At 59.7% G+C, this 15,417-nt stretch carries 10 protein-coding genes, 1 tRNA gene and 2 pseudogenes; 6 read left to right on the top strand and 7 right to left on the bottom strand.

Annotation, left to right across the window (positions count from 1 at the left end):
- Positions 1 to 258: pseudogene (locus E4Q08_RS20795) on the bottom strand (hypothetical protein); the annotation flags it as partial.
- Between the two features lie 263 nt (positions 259 to 521).
- On the opposite strand from E4Q08_RS20795, the gene E4Q08_RS20790 reads away from it, so the two are divergent.
- Positions 522 to 4,412 (top strand): Ig-like domain-containing protein, encoded by a 3,891-nt coding sequence (locus tag E4Q08_RS20790; protein WP_169071779.1) that lies wholly within the window; start codon positions 522 to 524, stop codon positions 4,410 to 4,412.
- Between the two features lie 8 nt (positions 4,413 to 4,420).
- Here E4Q08_RS20790 and E4Q08_RS20785 read toward each other — a convergent pair whose 3' ends face one another.
- Positions 4,421 to 6,043, bottom strand: coding sequence for a DNA recombination protein RmuC (locus E4Q08_RS20785; RefSeq protein ID WP_169071778.1), 1,623 nt, complete (start codon positions 6,041 to 6,043; stop codon positions 4,421 to 4,423).
- Positions 6,044 to 6,240: 197 nt separating this feature from the next.
- On the opposite strand from E4Q08_RS20785, the gene E4Q08_RS20780 reads away from it, so the two are divergent.
- Positions 6,241 to 6,453, top strand: a complete 213-nt coding sequence (locus E4Q08_RS20780; protein WP_211203517.1) for a hypothetical protein — start codon at positions 6,241 to 6,243, stop codon at positions 6,451 to 6,453.
- 121 nt (positions 6,454 to 6,574) lie between these two features.
- Here E4Q08_RS20780 and E4Q08_RS20775 read toward each other — a convergent pair whose 3' ends face one another.
- Entirely contained in the window at positions 6,575 to 7,129 is a 555-nt protein-coding gene (locus E4Q08_RS20775) for a cache domain-containing protein (RefSeq protein ID WP_169071777.1), read from the bottom strand.
- An 86-nt stretch (positions 7,130 to 7,215) separates the two neighbouring features.
- Positions 7,216 to 7,776 carry an acetate uptake transporter gene (locus E4Q08_RS20770; protein WP_034917732.1) on the bottom strand — a complete coding sequence of 187 codons (561 nt, stop codon included), beginning with the start codon at positions 7,774 to 7,776 and terminating at the stop codon, positions 7,216 to 7,218.
- Between the two features lie 219 nt (positions 7,777 to 7,995).
- Between E4Q08_RS20770 and E4Q08_RS20765 the strand changes: the two are divergent.
- Positions 7,996 to 10,000: pseudogene (locus E4Q08_RS20765) on the top strand (UvrD-helicase domain-containing protein).
- Between the two features lie 50 nt (positions 10,001 to 10,050).
- Here the strand turns inward: E4Q08_RS20765 and E4Q08_RS20760 are convergent.
- Entirely contained in the window at positions 10,051 to 10,497 is a 447-nt protein-coding gene (locus E4Q08_RS20760; protein ID WP_169071776.1) for a c-type cytochrome, read from the bottom strand.
- A gap of 115 nt (positions 10,498 to 10,612) precedes the next feature.
- On the opposite strand from E4Q08_RS20760, the gene E4Q08_RS20755 reads away from it, so the two are divergent.
- The 3 genes from E4Q08_RS20755 to rpiA all read left to right on the top strand — a co-directional run bounded on the left by E4Q08_RS20755 (position 10,613) and on the right by rpiA (position 13,543).
- A tRNA-Arg gene (locus tag E4Q08_RS20755) sits at positions 10,613 to 10,689 on the top strand.
- Positions 10,690 to 10,765: 76 nt separating this feature from the next.
- The gene (locus E4Q08_RS20750) at positions 10,766 to 12,736 is read left to right on the top strand and encodes an acyltransferase family protein (protein ID WP_169071775.1); all 1,971 of its coding nucleotides are present in this window, start codon (positions 10,766 to 10,768) and stop codon (positions 12,734 to 12,736) included.
- A 144-nt stretch (positions 12,737 to 12,880) separates the two neighbouring features.
- A complete protein-coding gene (rpiA, locus tag E4Q08_RS20745; protein ID WP_169071774.1) occupies positions 12,881 to 13,543 on the top strand; it encodes a ribose-5-phosphate isomerase RpiA in 663 nt (220 codons plus the stop codon).
- Positions 13,544 to 13,736: 193 nt separating this feature from the next.
- Here rpiA and E4Q08_RS20740 read toward each other — a convergent pair whose 3' ends face one another.
- Together E4Q08_RS20740 and argA are read right to left on the bottom strand one after the other, a co-directional pair.
- Entirely contained in the window at positions 13,737 to 14,009 is a 273-nt protein-coding gene (locus tag E4Q08_RS20740) for an oxidative damage protection protein (protein ID WP_169071773.1), read from the bottom strand.
- 87 nt (positions 14,010 to 14,096) lie between these two features.
- Entirely contained in the window at positions 14,097 to 15,416 is a 1,320-nt protein-coding gene (gene argA / locus E4Q08_RS20735; protein WP_169071772.1) for an amino-acid N-acetyltransferase, read from the bottom strand.
- Between the last annotated feature and the right edge of the window lies 1 nt (position 15,417).

The following is a 15,417-nucleotide window of genomic DNA, read 5'->3' as shown; positions in this document are numbered from 1 at the left end:
GACCGGCTCAGCGGCCCGCACCTCGGCTGTCACCGCCTCAGCAACCTGCTCGGCCCATCCCGTCAGAATCTCCTGGCCCGTCCCGCGGAGAATTTCTATCACGCGGCGCTCGGCTTCATCGGCCCGACGCAGATCCCCTTCGGCGTTCTCCACCAACTCCAGCATCTCTAGCACTTTCGCCAGTATCTTTGGATTAGCCTCCAAACGGGCCACCAAGTCTCTGGAATCGCAAGGTTCGATGTGGGAAATCTTAGGCATGGCTTCTCTCCGTGGATGGGTTCCCTACTCTATCGCAACTCTCCGCTAATTTCCTTACGTTTGCTCACGTCGCTGACAATTATCAGAGCGGGACTCGCCCAACACTTTCGTTCGCACCCCGTAATGATTGTCATCATGACAACTCCCCAACGGGTCAGTAAAATGGAATAGCGCGACCCGGACTGGATGTCGCGCCTCACCAGAAGAGCAGGCGGAGAAGGCGCTGCTTGTTGGTTTTCCATAACTCAGCAAAGGGGCTCATCATGGCCACTGCGAACTGGACCCTGACCGAGGTACTGAACCAGCTCAACTCGGGCCAGAAGTGGGCTGGCAGCAGCATCAGCTACGCATTCCCGGCTACCGCCACGGGCATGTACTCGCAGGGGGAGGCGGCCGCTTTCCGCTCATTCAACGGTAGCCAGCAGTCGATGATGACCCTGGCGCTGCTTACCTGGGATGATCTGATCACCCCGAATTTCGTGCAGGGTACGCCGGGCGCCACCCACATCGAGTTTGGCTACACCACCGCCAACATCGGCTTCGCCCACGCCTACTACCCAACAACCGGCAGCGCCTGGTTCAACAGCACCGAAGCGGACCTGATCACGCCGGTGATCGGCGGCTATGGCTTCGATACCTTCATCCACGAACTCGGGCATGCCCTGGGTCTGAACCACATGGGTGACTACAACGGCGATGGCAACTGGGCGCCCTCGTCGTACCAGGACAGCGTGGTACTGTCGGTGATGTCCTACTTCGGCCCGCGCTACGCGGCGCCCTACTACTCGTCCGAGGTGATGCAGGCTGACTGGACGGGCAGCGATGGACAGACCTACTCGGCACAGACGCCGATGCTCAACGACATCATGGCGATCCAGACGATCTATGGTGTCTCCAGCAGCACGCGCCTGGACAATACCATCTACGGCTTCGGCAGCACCATCATCGACAGCACCAGTGCGATCTATGATTTCGCGCGCAATGCGCACCCGATCCTGAGCATCTACGACTCGGGTGGCCTGGACACGCTGAACCTGAGCGGCTGGTCCACGCCCAGCCGCATCGACCTGCACGCGGGCGCCTTCTCGTCAAGCAACGACATGAGCAACAACATTGCGATCGCGTACAACACGACGATCGAGAACGCCGAGGGGGGTGGCGGCAACGATGTGATCACCGGCAATGACGTAGCCAACCTGTTGCGAGGCGATGCCGGCAATGACGAACTGTATGGCGGTACCGAAGACGACACGCTGGTTGGCGGCACCGGCAACGACCAGCTCTATGGCGGCGACGGTACCGACACCGCGGTGTTCGAGGGCAGCTTCGCCAGCTACACCATCAGCAGCGGCGGCGGCGTGCTGACCATCAGCGGCACGGCCAGTGGCAGCGACCGGATCAGCGAAGTAGAACGTTTCCAGTTCGCCGATAGCACGCGTACGCTCGACCAGTTGTCACCCGACAGCGACACCACCGCGCCACAACTCGTGGGCCTGAATCCGTCGGACAACGGCAACAATGTCGCCGTCGGTACGAATCTGGTGCTCAGCTTCAACGAGGCCATCAAGGCCGGCAACGGCACGATCAGTATCTACAACAGCGACGGCAGCCTGGCGCGCAGCATCAACGCCGGGGATACTGCGCAAGTGCGCATCAACGGCAGCAGTGTCACCGTCGATCCTGGCAGCGATCTGCTGGCCAGTCACGCTTACTACATCACCCTGTCGGCCGGCGCGTTCACCGACCTCGCGGACAACGCTTTTGCCGGCATCAGCGGATCGACCCGCTGGAACTTCAGCACCGGCAGTACCGATACCTCCGCCCCGCAGATCGTATCGCTCACACCGGCTGACGACAGCGGCAACGTGTCTCGCGGCGCCAACCTGGTGATCGTGTTCAATGAAACCGTGCGCACCGGCAGCGGCAACCTCCACATCCGCGATGCACAAGGCCAACTGCGAACGATCGCAGTAACCGACACCAGCCAGGTCACGATCGACAACAGCACGGTGACGATCAATCCAACGGCCGACCTGGCCGTCGGCGCCAACTACACCGTCACCATCGAGGCAGGCGCCTTCCGCGACCTGGCCGGGAACAACCACCCTGGCATGCTGGCGGCCACCGCCTGGAACTTCAGCACCGGCACCACCACGGTGACCGACGACTATCCCTACAGCACCGACACGCCAGGTCTGGTCGTCGTCAATGGCGCAAGTGCATCGGGGGTGATCGAAGTGCCTGACGACCAGGACCTGTTCCGGGTGGAGTTGCTGGCTGGCGTCAATTACACTTTCGAGCTGCAGCGCAGAGCTGGGGGACTGGCCGATCCATTCCTCGCGCTGTTCAGCCCGGCCATCACGCAGGTGGCCTTCGACGACGACAGCGGCGGCTCCGGCAACGCGCGCATCAGCTACACCGCGTTGACGACCGGCTCGTACTATCTGGCAGTTCTCGACTACGAGATCGGTACCGGCGGCTACACCCTGCGGGCCACGACCGCTGATTCGGTGGCGCCCACCCTGGTCAACCGGACGCCGGCGGACGATACGCAGGCTGTCAGCATCAGTGCCGATCTCGTGCTCGACTTCAGCGAAACAGTGCTGGCCGATAGCGGCAGCATCCGGATCTACAACAGCAACGGCACCTTGGTACGCGAGATCCATGCCGACGACAGTGCGGCAGTCCGTATTTCGGGCAATCGCGTCACCATCAACCCGGGCGAGAACCTGCCAGCAGGCAGCAGCTTCTACGTCAATGTCGATGTCAACGCCTTCCACGATGCCTCGGGCAACCCCTACGCCGGCCTTCGCGACACAAGTTCATGGAACTTCTCTACCGCAGCTGCGCCATCGACCGACGATTATCCATTGAGCGTGAATACCACGGGGGTAGTCACGATCGACGGTTCGGCACTGAATGCCTACATCGACAACAGCAGCGACGGCGATCTGTTCAAGGTGAATCTGAGCGCCGGGGTCACCTACCGCTTCGACATGGTCAGCCCGCTCACCAGTGCGGTTGATCCGTATCTGCTGCTCTACGGCCTACTGCCCGACGCGACACTGATCACCTACGATGACGACGGTGGTCCGCTGCCGCTGGATTCACGAATCTACTACACCCCATCCGTCCCGGGCACCTACTATCTGGCGGCCTATGACTATGCCGAGGCCACCGGCACCTACAGCATTTCCGCCACCGTGCCGGCCGACGATTACCTGGGCTCGACGGCAAGCGCCGGCCGCCTGGTGAGCGGTGGCGCAGGGGTCAGCGGCAGCATCGGCGTACCCAGCGACATCGACCTATTTGGTCTGTCCACGGTTGCTGGCGTGCAGTATTCGGTAGACCTGAAGAGCACCGGTCTGGCCGATCCCTACCTCGTGCTGCTTGACGCGAATGGCACGGCAATAGCCTACGACGACGACAGCCTGGGCTCCCTCAATTCCGAAATCACCTTTACCGCGCAGAGCAGCGGCATGGTCTACCTCGCCGTGTCCGATTTTGATTCCGGCACGGGCGCCTACAGTATCAACGCCTTCCCGCGGATCGTGAGCAGCGGCACCTCCGGCGACGACAAGTTTGCCAGTGGTTCAGGCAACGATTCGTTCGATGGCCGCGACGGCATCGACACTGCCTTCTACAGCGGCTCTGCCAAGCGCTATGACCTGGGCGTGGTGAACGGTGGCTGGGCGGTACGCGACACTTCCGGCAGCGATGGCAGTGACCTCCTGTACAACGTCGAACGTCTGCATTTTGCCGACCACAACGTGGCTCTCGATATCGCTGGACATGCCGGCACCACTGCCAAGATCCTGGGGGCGGTATTCGGCGCAGCCGCGGTCAATAACCAGGCCTATGTCGGCATCGGGCTCGGCCTGCTCGATCGTGGCATGTCCTACCAAGACCTGATGCAGCTGGCGCTGGACGTCCGGCTCGGCGCAGGCGCCAGCCACCAGGCGGTGGTGCAGTTGCTCTATACCAATGTGGTCGGCAGCGCACCTCCTGCCGATGCCTTGGCATCCCTTACCGGCCTGCTCGACAGCGGTGCCTATACACCGTCCAGCCTGGGTGTGCTGGCTGCCGAAACCTCGCTAAACGCGACCAAAATCAATCTCGTGGGTTTGTACCAATCGGGTATCGAGTTTGTCTGATCTCGCTGCTAGCTCGCAATCGCCACTACCGCCGCTGCTTCGCCGGGGACTTCCCCGGCGATTTCGACCAATCCCGCCGGCAGCGTCTTGCTCGGCTTGACGCCCAACTGCTTGAGCATTTCGGCCTGACGGATGAGGTTGCCGCGTCCGCCGGTGAGTTTGCCGTGCGCTGCGTCATAATCCCTTTGCGCCTGCTTGAGGCGATTTCCGAGAGATTCCAGGTCTTCGACAAAACCGACCAGTTTGTCATAAAGCTCCGCACCGCGCTTGGCGATTTCCTGTGCGTTGCGGCTTTGCGCTTCCTGCCGCCAGAGGTGCGCAACCGTGCGAACGACGAACAACAGCGTCGAAGGACTGACCAGCAGCACGTTTTTCTGCCAGGCATCCATGAACAACTCGCGATCATGAGTGATGGCGAGCATGAAAGCGGGCTCGATGGGGACGAACATCAATACGAAGTCGAGCGATTTCAGGCCGTAGAGCACTTGGTAGTTCCTGTCCGAGAGGCCTTTGATATGCGCGCGGACGGAATCGAGGTGACGCTTGATGGCGGCCTGGCGCTCGCTCTCGTCTTCGGCTGTGGCGTAGTCTTCGTAGGCGGTCAGCGATGCCTTGGCATCGACCACGAGGTGGCGATCCTCGGGCAGATGCACGACGACGTCAGGCTGCGCGCGCGTGCCGTCGTCGCGCTGATGGCTCTCCTGTACGTCGTATTCCTCGCCCTTGCGCAAGCCGGAGGCTTCGAGGACACGCTCGAGCACCAGTTCGCCCCAGTTGCCCTGCACCTTTCCTGAACCCTTGAGCGCCCGCGTCAGGTTTCTGGCATCCTGACTCAGCGAGTGATTGAGTTCCATGAGTTGCCGCACCTGCTCGGCGAGGGCGGTACGGTCCTTGCCTTCCTGCACGTAGACCTCTTCGACCTTGCCCTGGAACTCCTGCAATTTTGTTTTCAGCGGCTCCAGCAACTGGCCGATGTTGAGCTGGTTCTGCTCGGTGAAGCGCTTGGCCTTTTCTTCGAGGATGTCGTTGGCCAGGCTCTTGAACTGGTTGGCAAGGGCTTCCCTGGCCTGCAGGAGCAGGTTGAGTTTTTCTTCGCCCTGACTGCGCTCGGTGTCGAGGCGGGTAGTAAGTTCGGCAAGTTCGCTCGCAAGACGACTGGCGCGCAGCTCAGCCGCTGCACGTTGTGTCTTTTCGCTTTGCAACTCGCTGCGTAGCGAGGCAACGGTCGCCCGTTCGGCCTTGATCTCTGCATTGACGCGGCCGAAGTCCTCGCGCAGGTCGGCGGCCTGCCGGTGCGTTTCCGCCAGCACCCGTTCGACTTCCGCGAGCTTTTCCTCAAGCACCCGCACACGCAAGGCACGCTCGCTGAGCTGGGCACGCTCGTTGCATGCGTCATCGAGTGCATCCCGCAACTCGACGGCCTGTGCCTTCAACTCTTCCTGCGCACTGATCAGTTGCAGGCGATCGGCGTCGAGCGCACGAAGTCTTTCTCTCGAGGTGGCGAGTTCGACAGCAAGCCCTCCCTGACCTTGATCGCTGGCGCCGGACGTGCGGCTGCGGGTGCCCAGCCAGACCATTAGCACGCCGACCAGCAGGCCGATCACCGCCGTTAGCCAGGGGAGACTATCCATACAGGGTTCCTTTTCTTGAGCTAATGGCGAGATCTGCCTTCTTGATCCATGTTGCAGCCGCTGTGCCTGGGGTTGCGGCGACAGTGTAATCGGCTTCCAGGACTCAGGTGGTACTGAAAAAACTCAAGCATCCTGCAAGTTTGCCGTTATGATCAGTGGTGCACTTCGCACCAGCTTTGCCTCACCGGAGATAGCCTATGTCTGTCAGTTCAATCGGTTCGAGTAGTAGCGCTTCGTCGTATAGCCCGGCAGTCAAGCCTCAGGCGGAAGCTGCCGAGACGCAACGGGCAGGGCGTGATGTCAGGAATGATGGGGATGCGGACGATGGCGGCACTGCCGTCAAAGCACCGGCTCCAACGGTCAATCTCAACGGCCAAACCGTCGGGACCCGCATCAACACCTCTGCTTGAGTAGTCGTACCCCCTGCGGCCCGGATGTTCGAATGAACACCTGGGCCGCAGTCTTGAAAGAGTGGATGTCGAGGGGTGAAGCAGAGACCCCGGCTCGCCGGGGTCTCTGCTGCTGCAACGACTACAGGGCCGGATACTTGGCAGGATCGGACATTTTTTCGAGAACCTTGGCGAGTTCAGGGAGGGTGATCCCCTCATCGTAAATACCGGCGCTGACCTGGATTCCGGTGGCGAACGAGATATCGGCGGTCGTGGCGTAAGATATTTTACGAGACAGTCGTCCGGCACCGGGTTTCGGCCAACTGTACTCTACCCAGCCACCGCGCGGTTCGCTGCCGGCCTTGCAGAGTTCCTTGAAGATGTACTTGCCGGCGTTGTCGGTAATCTGCAGGATCGGCTTGCCGACCAGGTCAGGGCGCATTGGATGCGCGATCATCCGGTCCTTGCGGCAGTCGAAGACGAACACATAACTATCCTTCCACACCCATTTGCCATCCTTCTGATTGAAATCGGCATAGGCCGACGAGCCCTTTTCGTGCAGGAGCCTGGCGGCTGCGCGCACTTTGTTGACCGTCTCTTCGGCACTGGCCACATCGGCTTCGGTCGGTGCCGCGGCGCGGGCAACGCCGCAGGCCAGCAGCATTCCCATCAATCCAATCGTTGTTGCGAACTTCATTTCACGCTTCTCCTTCTTCTGTTCAGAGGTATGGAACGTCAGCACGATGGTCACTCGATGGCGTCCATCGGAGGACTCCATCAGCCTTAAATCCAGGGCTTGCCAACCGGAAGGACGTCCCGGCCAAACAAATCGGCATAGATGATGTGCGCCATGATGTACCACGCCATCGCTGCGGTCACCATCAGTTCATAGCCGGCGACGACGGTCAGATCGGGATAGCCGAAGTGTGCCAGGTCGAGCAGAATGAAACCGATCAGCAACAGGGTGAAGGTCAGTGCCAGCGCGCTGCTGACGCGCATGGAACCAATCCACAGGATCGCCGTGAAGAGTGTCCAGGCCACCAGGAACCAGCCGACGTCAGTCTTGCTGGAAGTATAGATATTGTAGTGGTTACCGATCAGGAGCAGCACCAGAGCGATCCAGAAACAGCCATAACCCGTGAAGGCGCAATAGCCGAAATTGTTGCCGGTCTTCATCTCCTGCAGCCCGGCGATCATCTGCGCCAGGCCCCCAAAAATCAGCCCCAGCCAGACGACCGGACCCAATCCCATCCATCCCACGTTGTGAAACTGCAACACCATTGTCGTCAGGCCAAATCCTGCCAGACCTACAACGGCCGGATTACCCAGCTTCTGCTCAGCCATGCACTACCCCCTTGATACTCGTTTGCGAATGCGGTCGGGAAAGGCCCCGATCGCCCATATAACAGGCCTTCCTGATGATCCACGGTGCTAGCCGGGTGTTCTGGAGGCCGCCCGGATTTTACAGGCATCCCCCCCGCGATGGCAAACCCGTGCCAACGACGAAGGTTTTCAGAAATCGGCGCATGTTAGAATCGCGCCCCGCTTCAGTTCTTTTCCGCGATGTCCGCGATCTCCCCCATCTCCGTCCTCAACCCTCCGCAACGCGAAGCCATCCGCTACCTCGACGGTCCGCTGCTGGTCCTGGCCGGCGCCGGATCGGGAAAAAACGCGTGTGATCACCGAAAAGATCGTCTACCTGATCGAGTCCTGCGGCTTCAGTCCCGGCAACATCGCCGCGATCACTTTTACCAACAAGGCGGCACGGGAAATGCAGGAGCGGGTCAGCAAGCTGCTCGCCGACAAGCCTTCGCGGGGGCTGACGATTTCGACCTTCCATGCGCTCGGGGTGCGCATCCTGCGCGAAGAGGCTGCTGCTCTTGGTTACAAGCCGAGCTTCTCGATTCTCGATTCGACCGACTGCTTCGGTATCGTTTCAGAGCTTGCCGGCAGTGTCGACAAGGCCACCATCCGCAAGCTGCAGTCGCTCATTTCGAACTGGAAAAGCGCGCTGGTCTCGCCTGACCAGGCGCGCAAGAATGCCCGGAACGAGAGCGAATCTCTTGCCGCGAAAGCTTTCGCAAGCTATTCGGCAACCCTCCAGGCATACCAGGCCGTCGATTTCGATGACCTGATCGCTCTGCCCGTCGCGCTCTTCGAGAACCATTCGGCAGTACGCGACAAGTGGCAAAACCGCCTGCGTTATTTGCTGATCGATGAATACCAGGATACCAATGCCAGCCAGTATCAATTGCTGAGGCTACTGGCCGGAGCACGCGCCGCTTTTACGGCGGTCGGCGACGACGATCAGGCGATCTATGGCTGGCGTGGTGCCGACGTTGCCAATCTGCGCGGTCTGCCGCGCGACTACCCGAACCTCAGGCTGATCAAGCTCGAACAGAACTACCGCTCGACGGTACGTATCCTCAAGGCAGCAAACGCCCTGATCTCGCACAACGAGAAGCTGTTCGACAAGAAGCTGTGGTCCGAGCTTGGGCACGGCGATCCGATCACCGTCAACGCCTGCCAGGACACGGAAAGGGAAGCCGAGTCGGTGGTCATGAAACTGCAGGCGCACCGCTTTCAGCATCAGGGCGCATTCCGTGACTATGCGATCCTCTACCGCGGCAACTTCCAGGCACGTGCCGTCGAGAAATTCCTGCGTAATCAGCGCGTCCCCTATCTATTGTCTGGCGGCCAATCCTTCTTCGAAAAGGCCGAGATCAAGGACATCACTTCCTACCTGCGCCTGCTGGCCAACCATGACGACGACCCGGCCTTCCTCCGCGCCGTCAACACGCCCCGGCGTGGCGTCGGCAGCAGCACCCTGCAGGCGCTCGGCAGCTATGCCGGCGAACGCCGGATTTCACTCTTCGCTGCCGCTGTTGAACAAGGCTTTGTGCAACGCGTTCAGGCACGCCAGCTGGCGCCCCTGCTCGAGTTCTGCGAATTCATCCATCGCCTGCAGGCACGCGCCGAGCGAGAACCGGCAGGGCAGGTGATCACCGGTCTGCTCACCGCGATCGCTTATGAGGCCTGGCTGTACGATCAGGATGAAGCGCGCGCTGCGCAGATCAAATGGGGGAACGTTCAGGAGTTCTGCCAGTGGCTGGGCAGGAAGGGCGATGAGGAGCAGAAAACGCTACTGGACCTCACCCAGACCATCGCGCTGATCAACATGCTCGACAAAAAGGATGCCGGCGTCGACGCCGTGCAGCTGTCTACCTTGCATGCGGCCAAGGGTCTGGAGTTCAAGCATGTCTTCCTGATCGGTATCGAGGAAGGCGTTCTGCCGCACCGCGAAGCCGAGGCCGAAAACCGCGTCGAGGAAGAGCGTCGCCTGATGTACGTGGGAATCACGCGCGCCCAGCGATCGCTGCACCTGAGCTATGCCGAGAAGCGCCAGCAGGGTCGGGAAGTGATTGCCTGTCAAGCGTCGCGCTTCATCGCCGAGATGGGTAGCGAGGATCTGCGCTTTTCTGGTGGCAAGAGCGAAACCACGCCGGACAGGGCAGGCAACGCCGAGCGCTTTTCCGCGCTCAAGGCGATGCTGAACAAAGGCAAATAGTCCGGGGCAAGGGCGTACAGGCTGCCTGCGTGCCGCCGGACAGCCTGACTCTACTTGGCGAGACCGATCAGGTGCTCGACCGCAGCCTTGACCTCGGCTTCGCTCAGGTCGGGATTACCGCCCTTGGCCGGCATTGCATTCTTGCCGTTGATGGCGTTCTTGACCAGCGCCGCCGTGCCGGCTGCAAGCCGTGGCGCCCAGGCCGCCTTGTCGCCTGCTTTCGGAGCGCCGGCTGCGCCACTGGCATGGCAGGCCATGCATACCGAATTATAGACGGTGGCTCCATCGCGCGGCTTGCCGTCGCTCTTGACCGCAGCGGCTTTCGCCAGTTCCAGCTTTGCCACCGGCTGAATACGGACTTCCGGCTCATCGCCAGCAGCGGTCGTGACGCTGCCTTTGCCGATCATGGAAAGCGGCCAGATGACGATGATCAGAACGACGGCGACGATGATGGTGATGATCAGAATCGACCTGGAAGAGTGTTGTTGTTGGGCCATGCCAAATCCTTAATGGTCTGAGGGTTGGATGGCGAATTGTACCGCTGTTTGACACGGACCAACAGTGCCAGGGTGGACTAGCCCGAGCAAAGCGGTTAAGCTTTCACCTCTGCACGCGCCCGTAGCTCAGTTGGATAGAGTACTGCCCTCCGAAGGCAGGGGTCGGACGTTCGAATCGTCTCGGGCGTGCCAAGCTCTGGTCCGGAATTCCTGCATTGCCCCAGCTATCCGTGCCGCCTCGCAGCGGGCGGCATCTGCCGTCCACCCTTTGGCAAATACCACTACGCTGACCACACCATTCCACGCAATAGCGGCAACAACTCCCGCTCAACAGCTGGCACATCCCGCATATCGTCCCGACATTGACGGGTTACGTGCCTTGGGGGTGCTTCTGGTGGTTGCATTTCATGCCTTCCCGAGAACCCTTCCCGGCGGTTTCGCTGGCGTTGATATCTTCTTCGTTGTTTCCGGTTATCTGATCAGCACGATCATCTTCGGCAACCTGGAAAGAGACACTTTCAGTTTCGCCGAATTCTATTCGCGAAGAATTCGCAGGATATTTCCTGCCCTGGCTCTTGTATTAGCCACAGGCTGGATTCTCGGCTGGGTGGTTCTATTGGTGGACGAATACAAGCAACTGGGTCTGCACATTGTTTCTGGTGCGGGATTCGTCTCCAATTTTGTTCTTTGGCATGAGGCGGGCTACTTTGACGGTGACGCCTATACCAAGCCATTTCTACATTTGTGGTCCCTGGGCATTGAAGAGCAGTTCTATATTGTTTGGCCACTTCTGCTCGCTGTGGTCTGGAGACAAAGACATAATTTCCTGGGAATCACCATCCTGGTTGCCGTTGGATCGTTCGCAGCCAACATCCTGATTGTCCGGGTTGACCCCGTCGCAGCGTTCTACTCGCCATGGTCACGGTTTTGGGAATTGATGGCCGGCGGAATCCTTGCTTATCTGGGGCTGCATCGGTCGAAATATCTGGTAGCAAGGTCCAATTGGCCGTCAGCCGTCGGGCTGGTATTGATCGTTCTTGGTGTGGCGCTTCTGAACAAGAAAGCCACATTCCCAGGTTGGTGGGCTTTACTTCCCACGATGGGAACCTTTCTCGTGATCGCAGCCGGGCCAAATGCCTGGTTGAATCGAAAATTCCTGAGCAGTCGCGGCATGGTATGGATCGGGCTGATCAGTTATCCATTGTATTTGTGGCATTGGCTGCTCCTCTCGCTGGCCTGGATAGTCAAAGGACGAATGCCACCCAGTGGAACGAGAATGCTGCTCGTTGTCCTCAGTTTCGTGCTTTCCTATCTGACGTATCGCTTCATAGAAAAGCAGGCCAGAGCTGGGGGAAGAGTGACTACGATTGTGTTGGTCGCGATCATGGTGATCCTGATGTTGGCTGGATTCGCCACCTACTCTGAACTGCTGCGTCCGCGGCACGATAACCGGGCCATCGAACTGATTCTGGAAGCTCTGGACGACTGGGAATATCCTGCAGGTCTCAACAAGACAAGCCTTGCCGGGGTGCCAGTAAAAGCCAGGGAAGCGGGTGAAAAGAAGGTATTGTTCGTTGGTGACTCGCATATCGAGCAGTATTCACCGCGAGTCGTCCGCTTGCTGGATGGCGATTCGAGAAAGTACAGCTCGGTTGTATTCCTGACTAGTCCAGGGTGTGCGCCGGTTCCTGGCAGTGCCCAGGTCAATAGCTATCATGTCGAAAGGTGCCAGGATTTCAGGGAGCGAGTGGGAAAACTTGTCCTGAATCCGGAAATCAGTTCGGTGGTTATCGGCGCGGCCTGGAATCTCTACCTGCTCAAATCCGGAGCAAATTACTCCGAAGATATTGACATCGACAAGGAAATCGGCAAGCTGGAAAATTTGATCAAGTCGATATCGACTCGCAAGCGAGTGTATTTCATTCTGGATAATGCCAGCGGCGGGCAATTCGAGCCACGGAATTTCTTCGAAGGCAGCCGCCTGACTGACCTGAAGGTCAAGCCATTGCCAGAACGAGTGCCGCTTGCCAGTGATCAGGAACAATTGCGAATACGGCTCTCGAAAATCGCTACGGAGGCCGGAGCGATATTGATTGATCCAGTTGCCCATCTTTGTCCAAAGCTCGATTGCCGGGCCTTTGCTGCGGACGGCAAACCCGCCTACAGAGACTTCAATCACTTCAGAGCCTCTTATGTCCGGGAGTCTGCCAATTTCATCGATGTTGCCTTGGAAAAATGACCTTCCCGCAACGGTCCTCGAGCAATATTTCGGCAGGTGTGCCGCTCACAGGGAAGATCTCCGGCTTTGGCTGCATCGACCCACTGGCGCAAATTTGCTATCGTTACAATGTCGTCATTCAATTCCCGGAAGCCGAAACCCGCCATGATCCAGGATGAACTCAAGAAAGCGGTCGCCCGCGCGGCGATCGCGCATGTGGTCGAGGGAGAAATCGTCGGCGTCGGGACGGGCTCGACCGCCAACTGCTTCATCGATGAGCTGGCCGCGATCAGAGACCGAATCCGGGGGGCAGTGGCGAGTTCCGTGGCGACGAGGAAGCGACTCGAGGGCTACGGCATTGTCGTTTTCGAACTCAACGACGTGGAGTACCTGCCGGTTTATGTGGACGGTGCCGACGAGATCAATACATCGATGCAGATGATCAAGGGTGGTGGTGGCGCGCTGACGCGAGAGAAGATCGTCGCCGCCGTCGCACAAAAATTTGTCTGCATTGCCGATGCATCGAAACTGGTGCCGAAGCTCGGCACTTTCCCGCTGCCTGTCGAGGTCATTCCGATGGCCCTGGGCCACGTCCGACGCGAACTTGCGCGGATCGGCGGCAAACCGCTTTGGCGCGAAGGTTTCGTCACTGACAACGGCAACCTGATTGTCGACCTCGGCGGACTCGCGATTGTCGACGCGGTCGAGCTGGAGACCCGCATCAACCAGATCGTCGGCGTGGTCAGCAACGGCCTTTTCGCCTGCCGTCCGGCGGATGTCTGCCTGCTTGGTACGGCTGCCGGGGTGAAGACGCTGACCGCCGACTGAACGGCCAAACGGTCATGACCTTGCAAGACACCCCCGATGTTGAAAGTCATGACCGTTTCCCCTCTCCCCCAACCCCTCCCCCCGCGAGGGGGGAGGGGAGATTCGAGAGTCGCTCGCGACTTTCATAGTAACCCGAACAGCAGAAGCCAGCGGTTCAGTCGCTGTCCGAAGACCGGACTGCACCGGTCAATACTCAGGCACCGGGCGGCACGTAGCCCTGTACCTTGTCGGCACCGCTACCGAAGAAGTGCCTCTCCATCTGCTCGGCCAGATACTTGCGATGTGCGGCATCGGCCAGGTTGAGTCGGTTCTCGTTGATGATCATGGTCTGCATGCGCACCCATTGCTGCCATGCTTCCTTGGATACCGATTCAAAAATCCGCTTGCCCAGATCTCCGGGGGATGGAGGAAAGTCAAGACCTTCAGCCTCGCGACCGAGCTTGACACAATTGACCATTCTTGCCATTCAAACCACTCCTTATAAACCTTGTGGAATTTCGCCGAGACGAACTTTCGGCGCTGTGGCGCGTGCAAGGGCAGCCCTTGCCACGCTTTACAGCTCCTTCATCAACACCATGGAACGCCGTTGCAGGTTGTAGACCAGCCTTTTCTCGGCTGGCAACTCATCAATCTGGCGGACGGTGAAACCACGTTCCTTGAACCACTGCGAGGTCGCCGTGGTGAGAACAAACAGACGATTGACACCAGCCACGCGTGCTTGCGCCTCGATCCGCTTCATCAGCAGGGCACCATAACCCCAGCGACGATAGTGAGGATGCACGGCCAGGCAGGCCAGCTCGGCCTGTCCTTCGCCGTAGGGGTAAAGCGCGGCACAGCCAACAATCACTCCATCGTGTTCAACCACCGAGAAACGCGTGATCTCCCTTTCGAGCAACTCGCGCGAGCGACGCACCAGCGTGCCATCGGCTTCGAGCGGCTCGATCAGCGCCACCAGACCGCCGATGTCGTCTGGCCCGGCATCATGCAACTGTTCAAGTGACTCCTGGGTGATCACCGTGCCCACCCCGTCGTGCGTGAAGAGTTCGCGCAGCAGGGTACCGTCTTCGTCGTAGCCGAGCAGGTGCACACGCCCGACGCCTGCCCGGCTGGCCCGCACCGCGCAGGGAAGGTAGCGCTTGAGGTCGGTCGACAACCAGTCGCCGAGCTTGATCAGCCGCTCGGCGGCCTCGACGGTCAGTTCATCGAGCAAGGCGCCATCGATGTCGGTGGCACCTCGGCTATCGCTCAGAAAAATCAGCTTGTCGGCCAGCAGCGAGGTGGCGACCGCCTCGGCCACCTCCTCCATCGCCAGGTTGAAGATCTCCCCGGTCGGGCTTGACCCGATGCATGACAGGAGGACGATGTTGCCGAGGCTGAGTTGCGCACGGATACCCTCGGCGTCGATCTTGCGTACCTGCCCAGAGTACTGCAGATCGACGCCATCGACGACCCCGACCGGCTTGGCGGTAATGAAATTGCCGCCAACGACCCGAATCGTGCTGTTGGCCATCGGTGTGTCGGCGAGACCCTGCGAAAGCAGAGCCTCGATTTCAACGTAGATGCTGCCCACCGCGTCAATCACGCAATTGATTGCTTTGGTGTCGGTAACACGATAATTGCCATGGTAGACCGACTGCAGGCCTCTCTCGCGCATCAATTTTTCGATCTGCGGCCGCGCGCCATGCACCAGCACCAGGCGCACGCCGAGCGCGGCCAGCAGATTCACATCATAGGCCAGCGTACGCGCCAGTTGTCCGGCGATCGCCTTGCCGCCAAAAGCGATCAGAAAGGTCTTGCCGCGAAAGAGATTGACGTACGGCGCAACCGACCGAAACCAGGCGACGAACTGGCCAGCGCTCAAGTCCTTGGACATC

This window comes from Candidatus Accumulibacter contiguus, assembly GCF_012940005.1.
GTDB lineage: Bacteria > Pseudomonadota > Gammaproteobacteria > Burkholderiales > Rhodocyclaceae > Accumulibacter > Accumulibacter contiguus.
Note: the sequence above shows the minus strand (reverse complement) of the source record. Positions and strands in the feature narration are given on the sequence as shown.

Coding starts and splice junctions, on each gene's coding strand:
- E4Q08_RS20790 (WP_169071779.1), top strand. CDS start 522: ATGGCCACTGCGAACTGGACCCTGACCGAGGTACTGAACCAGCTCAAC.
- E4Q08_RS20785 (WP_169071778.1), bottom strand. CDS start 6,043: ATGGATAGTCTCCCCTGGCTAACGGCGGTGATCGGCCTGCTGGTCGGC.
- E4Q08_RS20780 (WP_211203517.1), top strand. CDS start 6,241: ATGTCTGTCAGTTCAATCGGTTCGAGTAGTAGCGCTTCGTCGTATAGC.
- E4Q08_RS20775 (WP_169071777.1), bottom strand. CDS start 7,129: ATGAAGTTCGCAACAACGATTGGATTGATGGGAATGCTGCTGGCCTGC.
- E4Q08_RS20770 (WP_034917732.1), bottom strand. CDS start 7,776: ATGGCTGAGCAGAAGCTGGGTAATCCGGCCGTTGTAGGTCTGGCAGGA.
- E4Q08_RS20760 (WP_169071776.1), bottom strand. CDS start 10,497: ATGGCCCAACAACAACACTCTTCCAGGTCGATTCTGATCATCACCATC.
- rpiA (WP_169071774.1), top strand. CDS start 12,881: ATGATCCAGGATGAACTCAAGAAAGCGGTCGCCCGCGCGGCGATCGCG.
- E4Q08_RS20740 (WP_169071773.1), bottom strand. CDS start 14,009: ATGGCAAGAATGGTCAATTGTGTCAAGCTCGGTCGCGAGGCTGAAGGT.
- argA (WP_169071772.1), bottom strand. CDS start 15,416: ATGTCCAAGGACTTGAGCGCTGGCCAGTTCGTCGCCTGGTTTCGGTCG.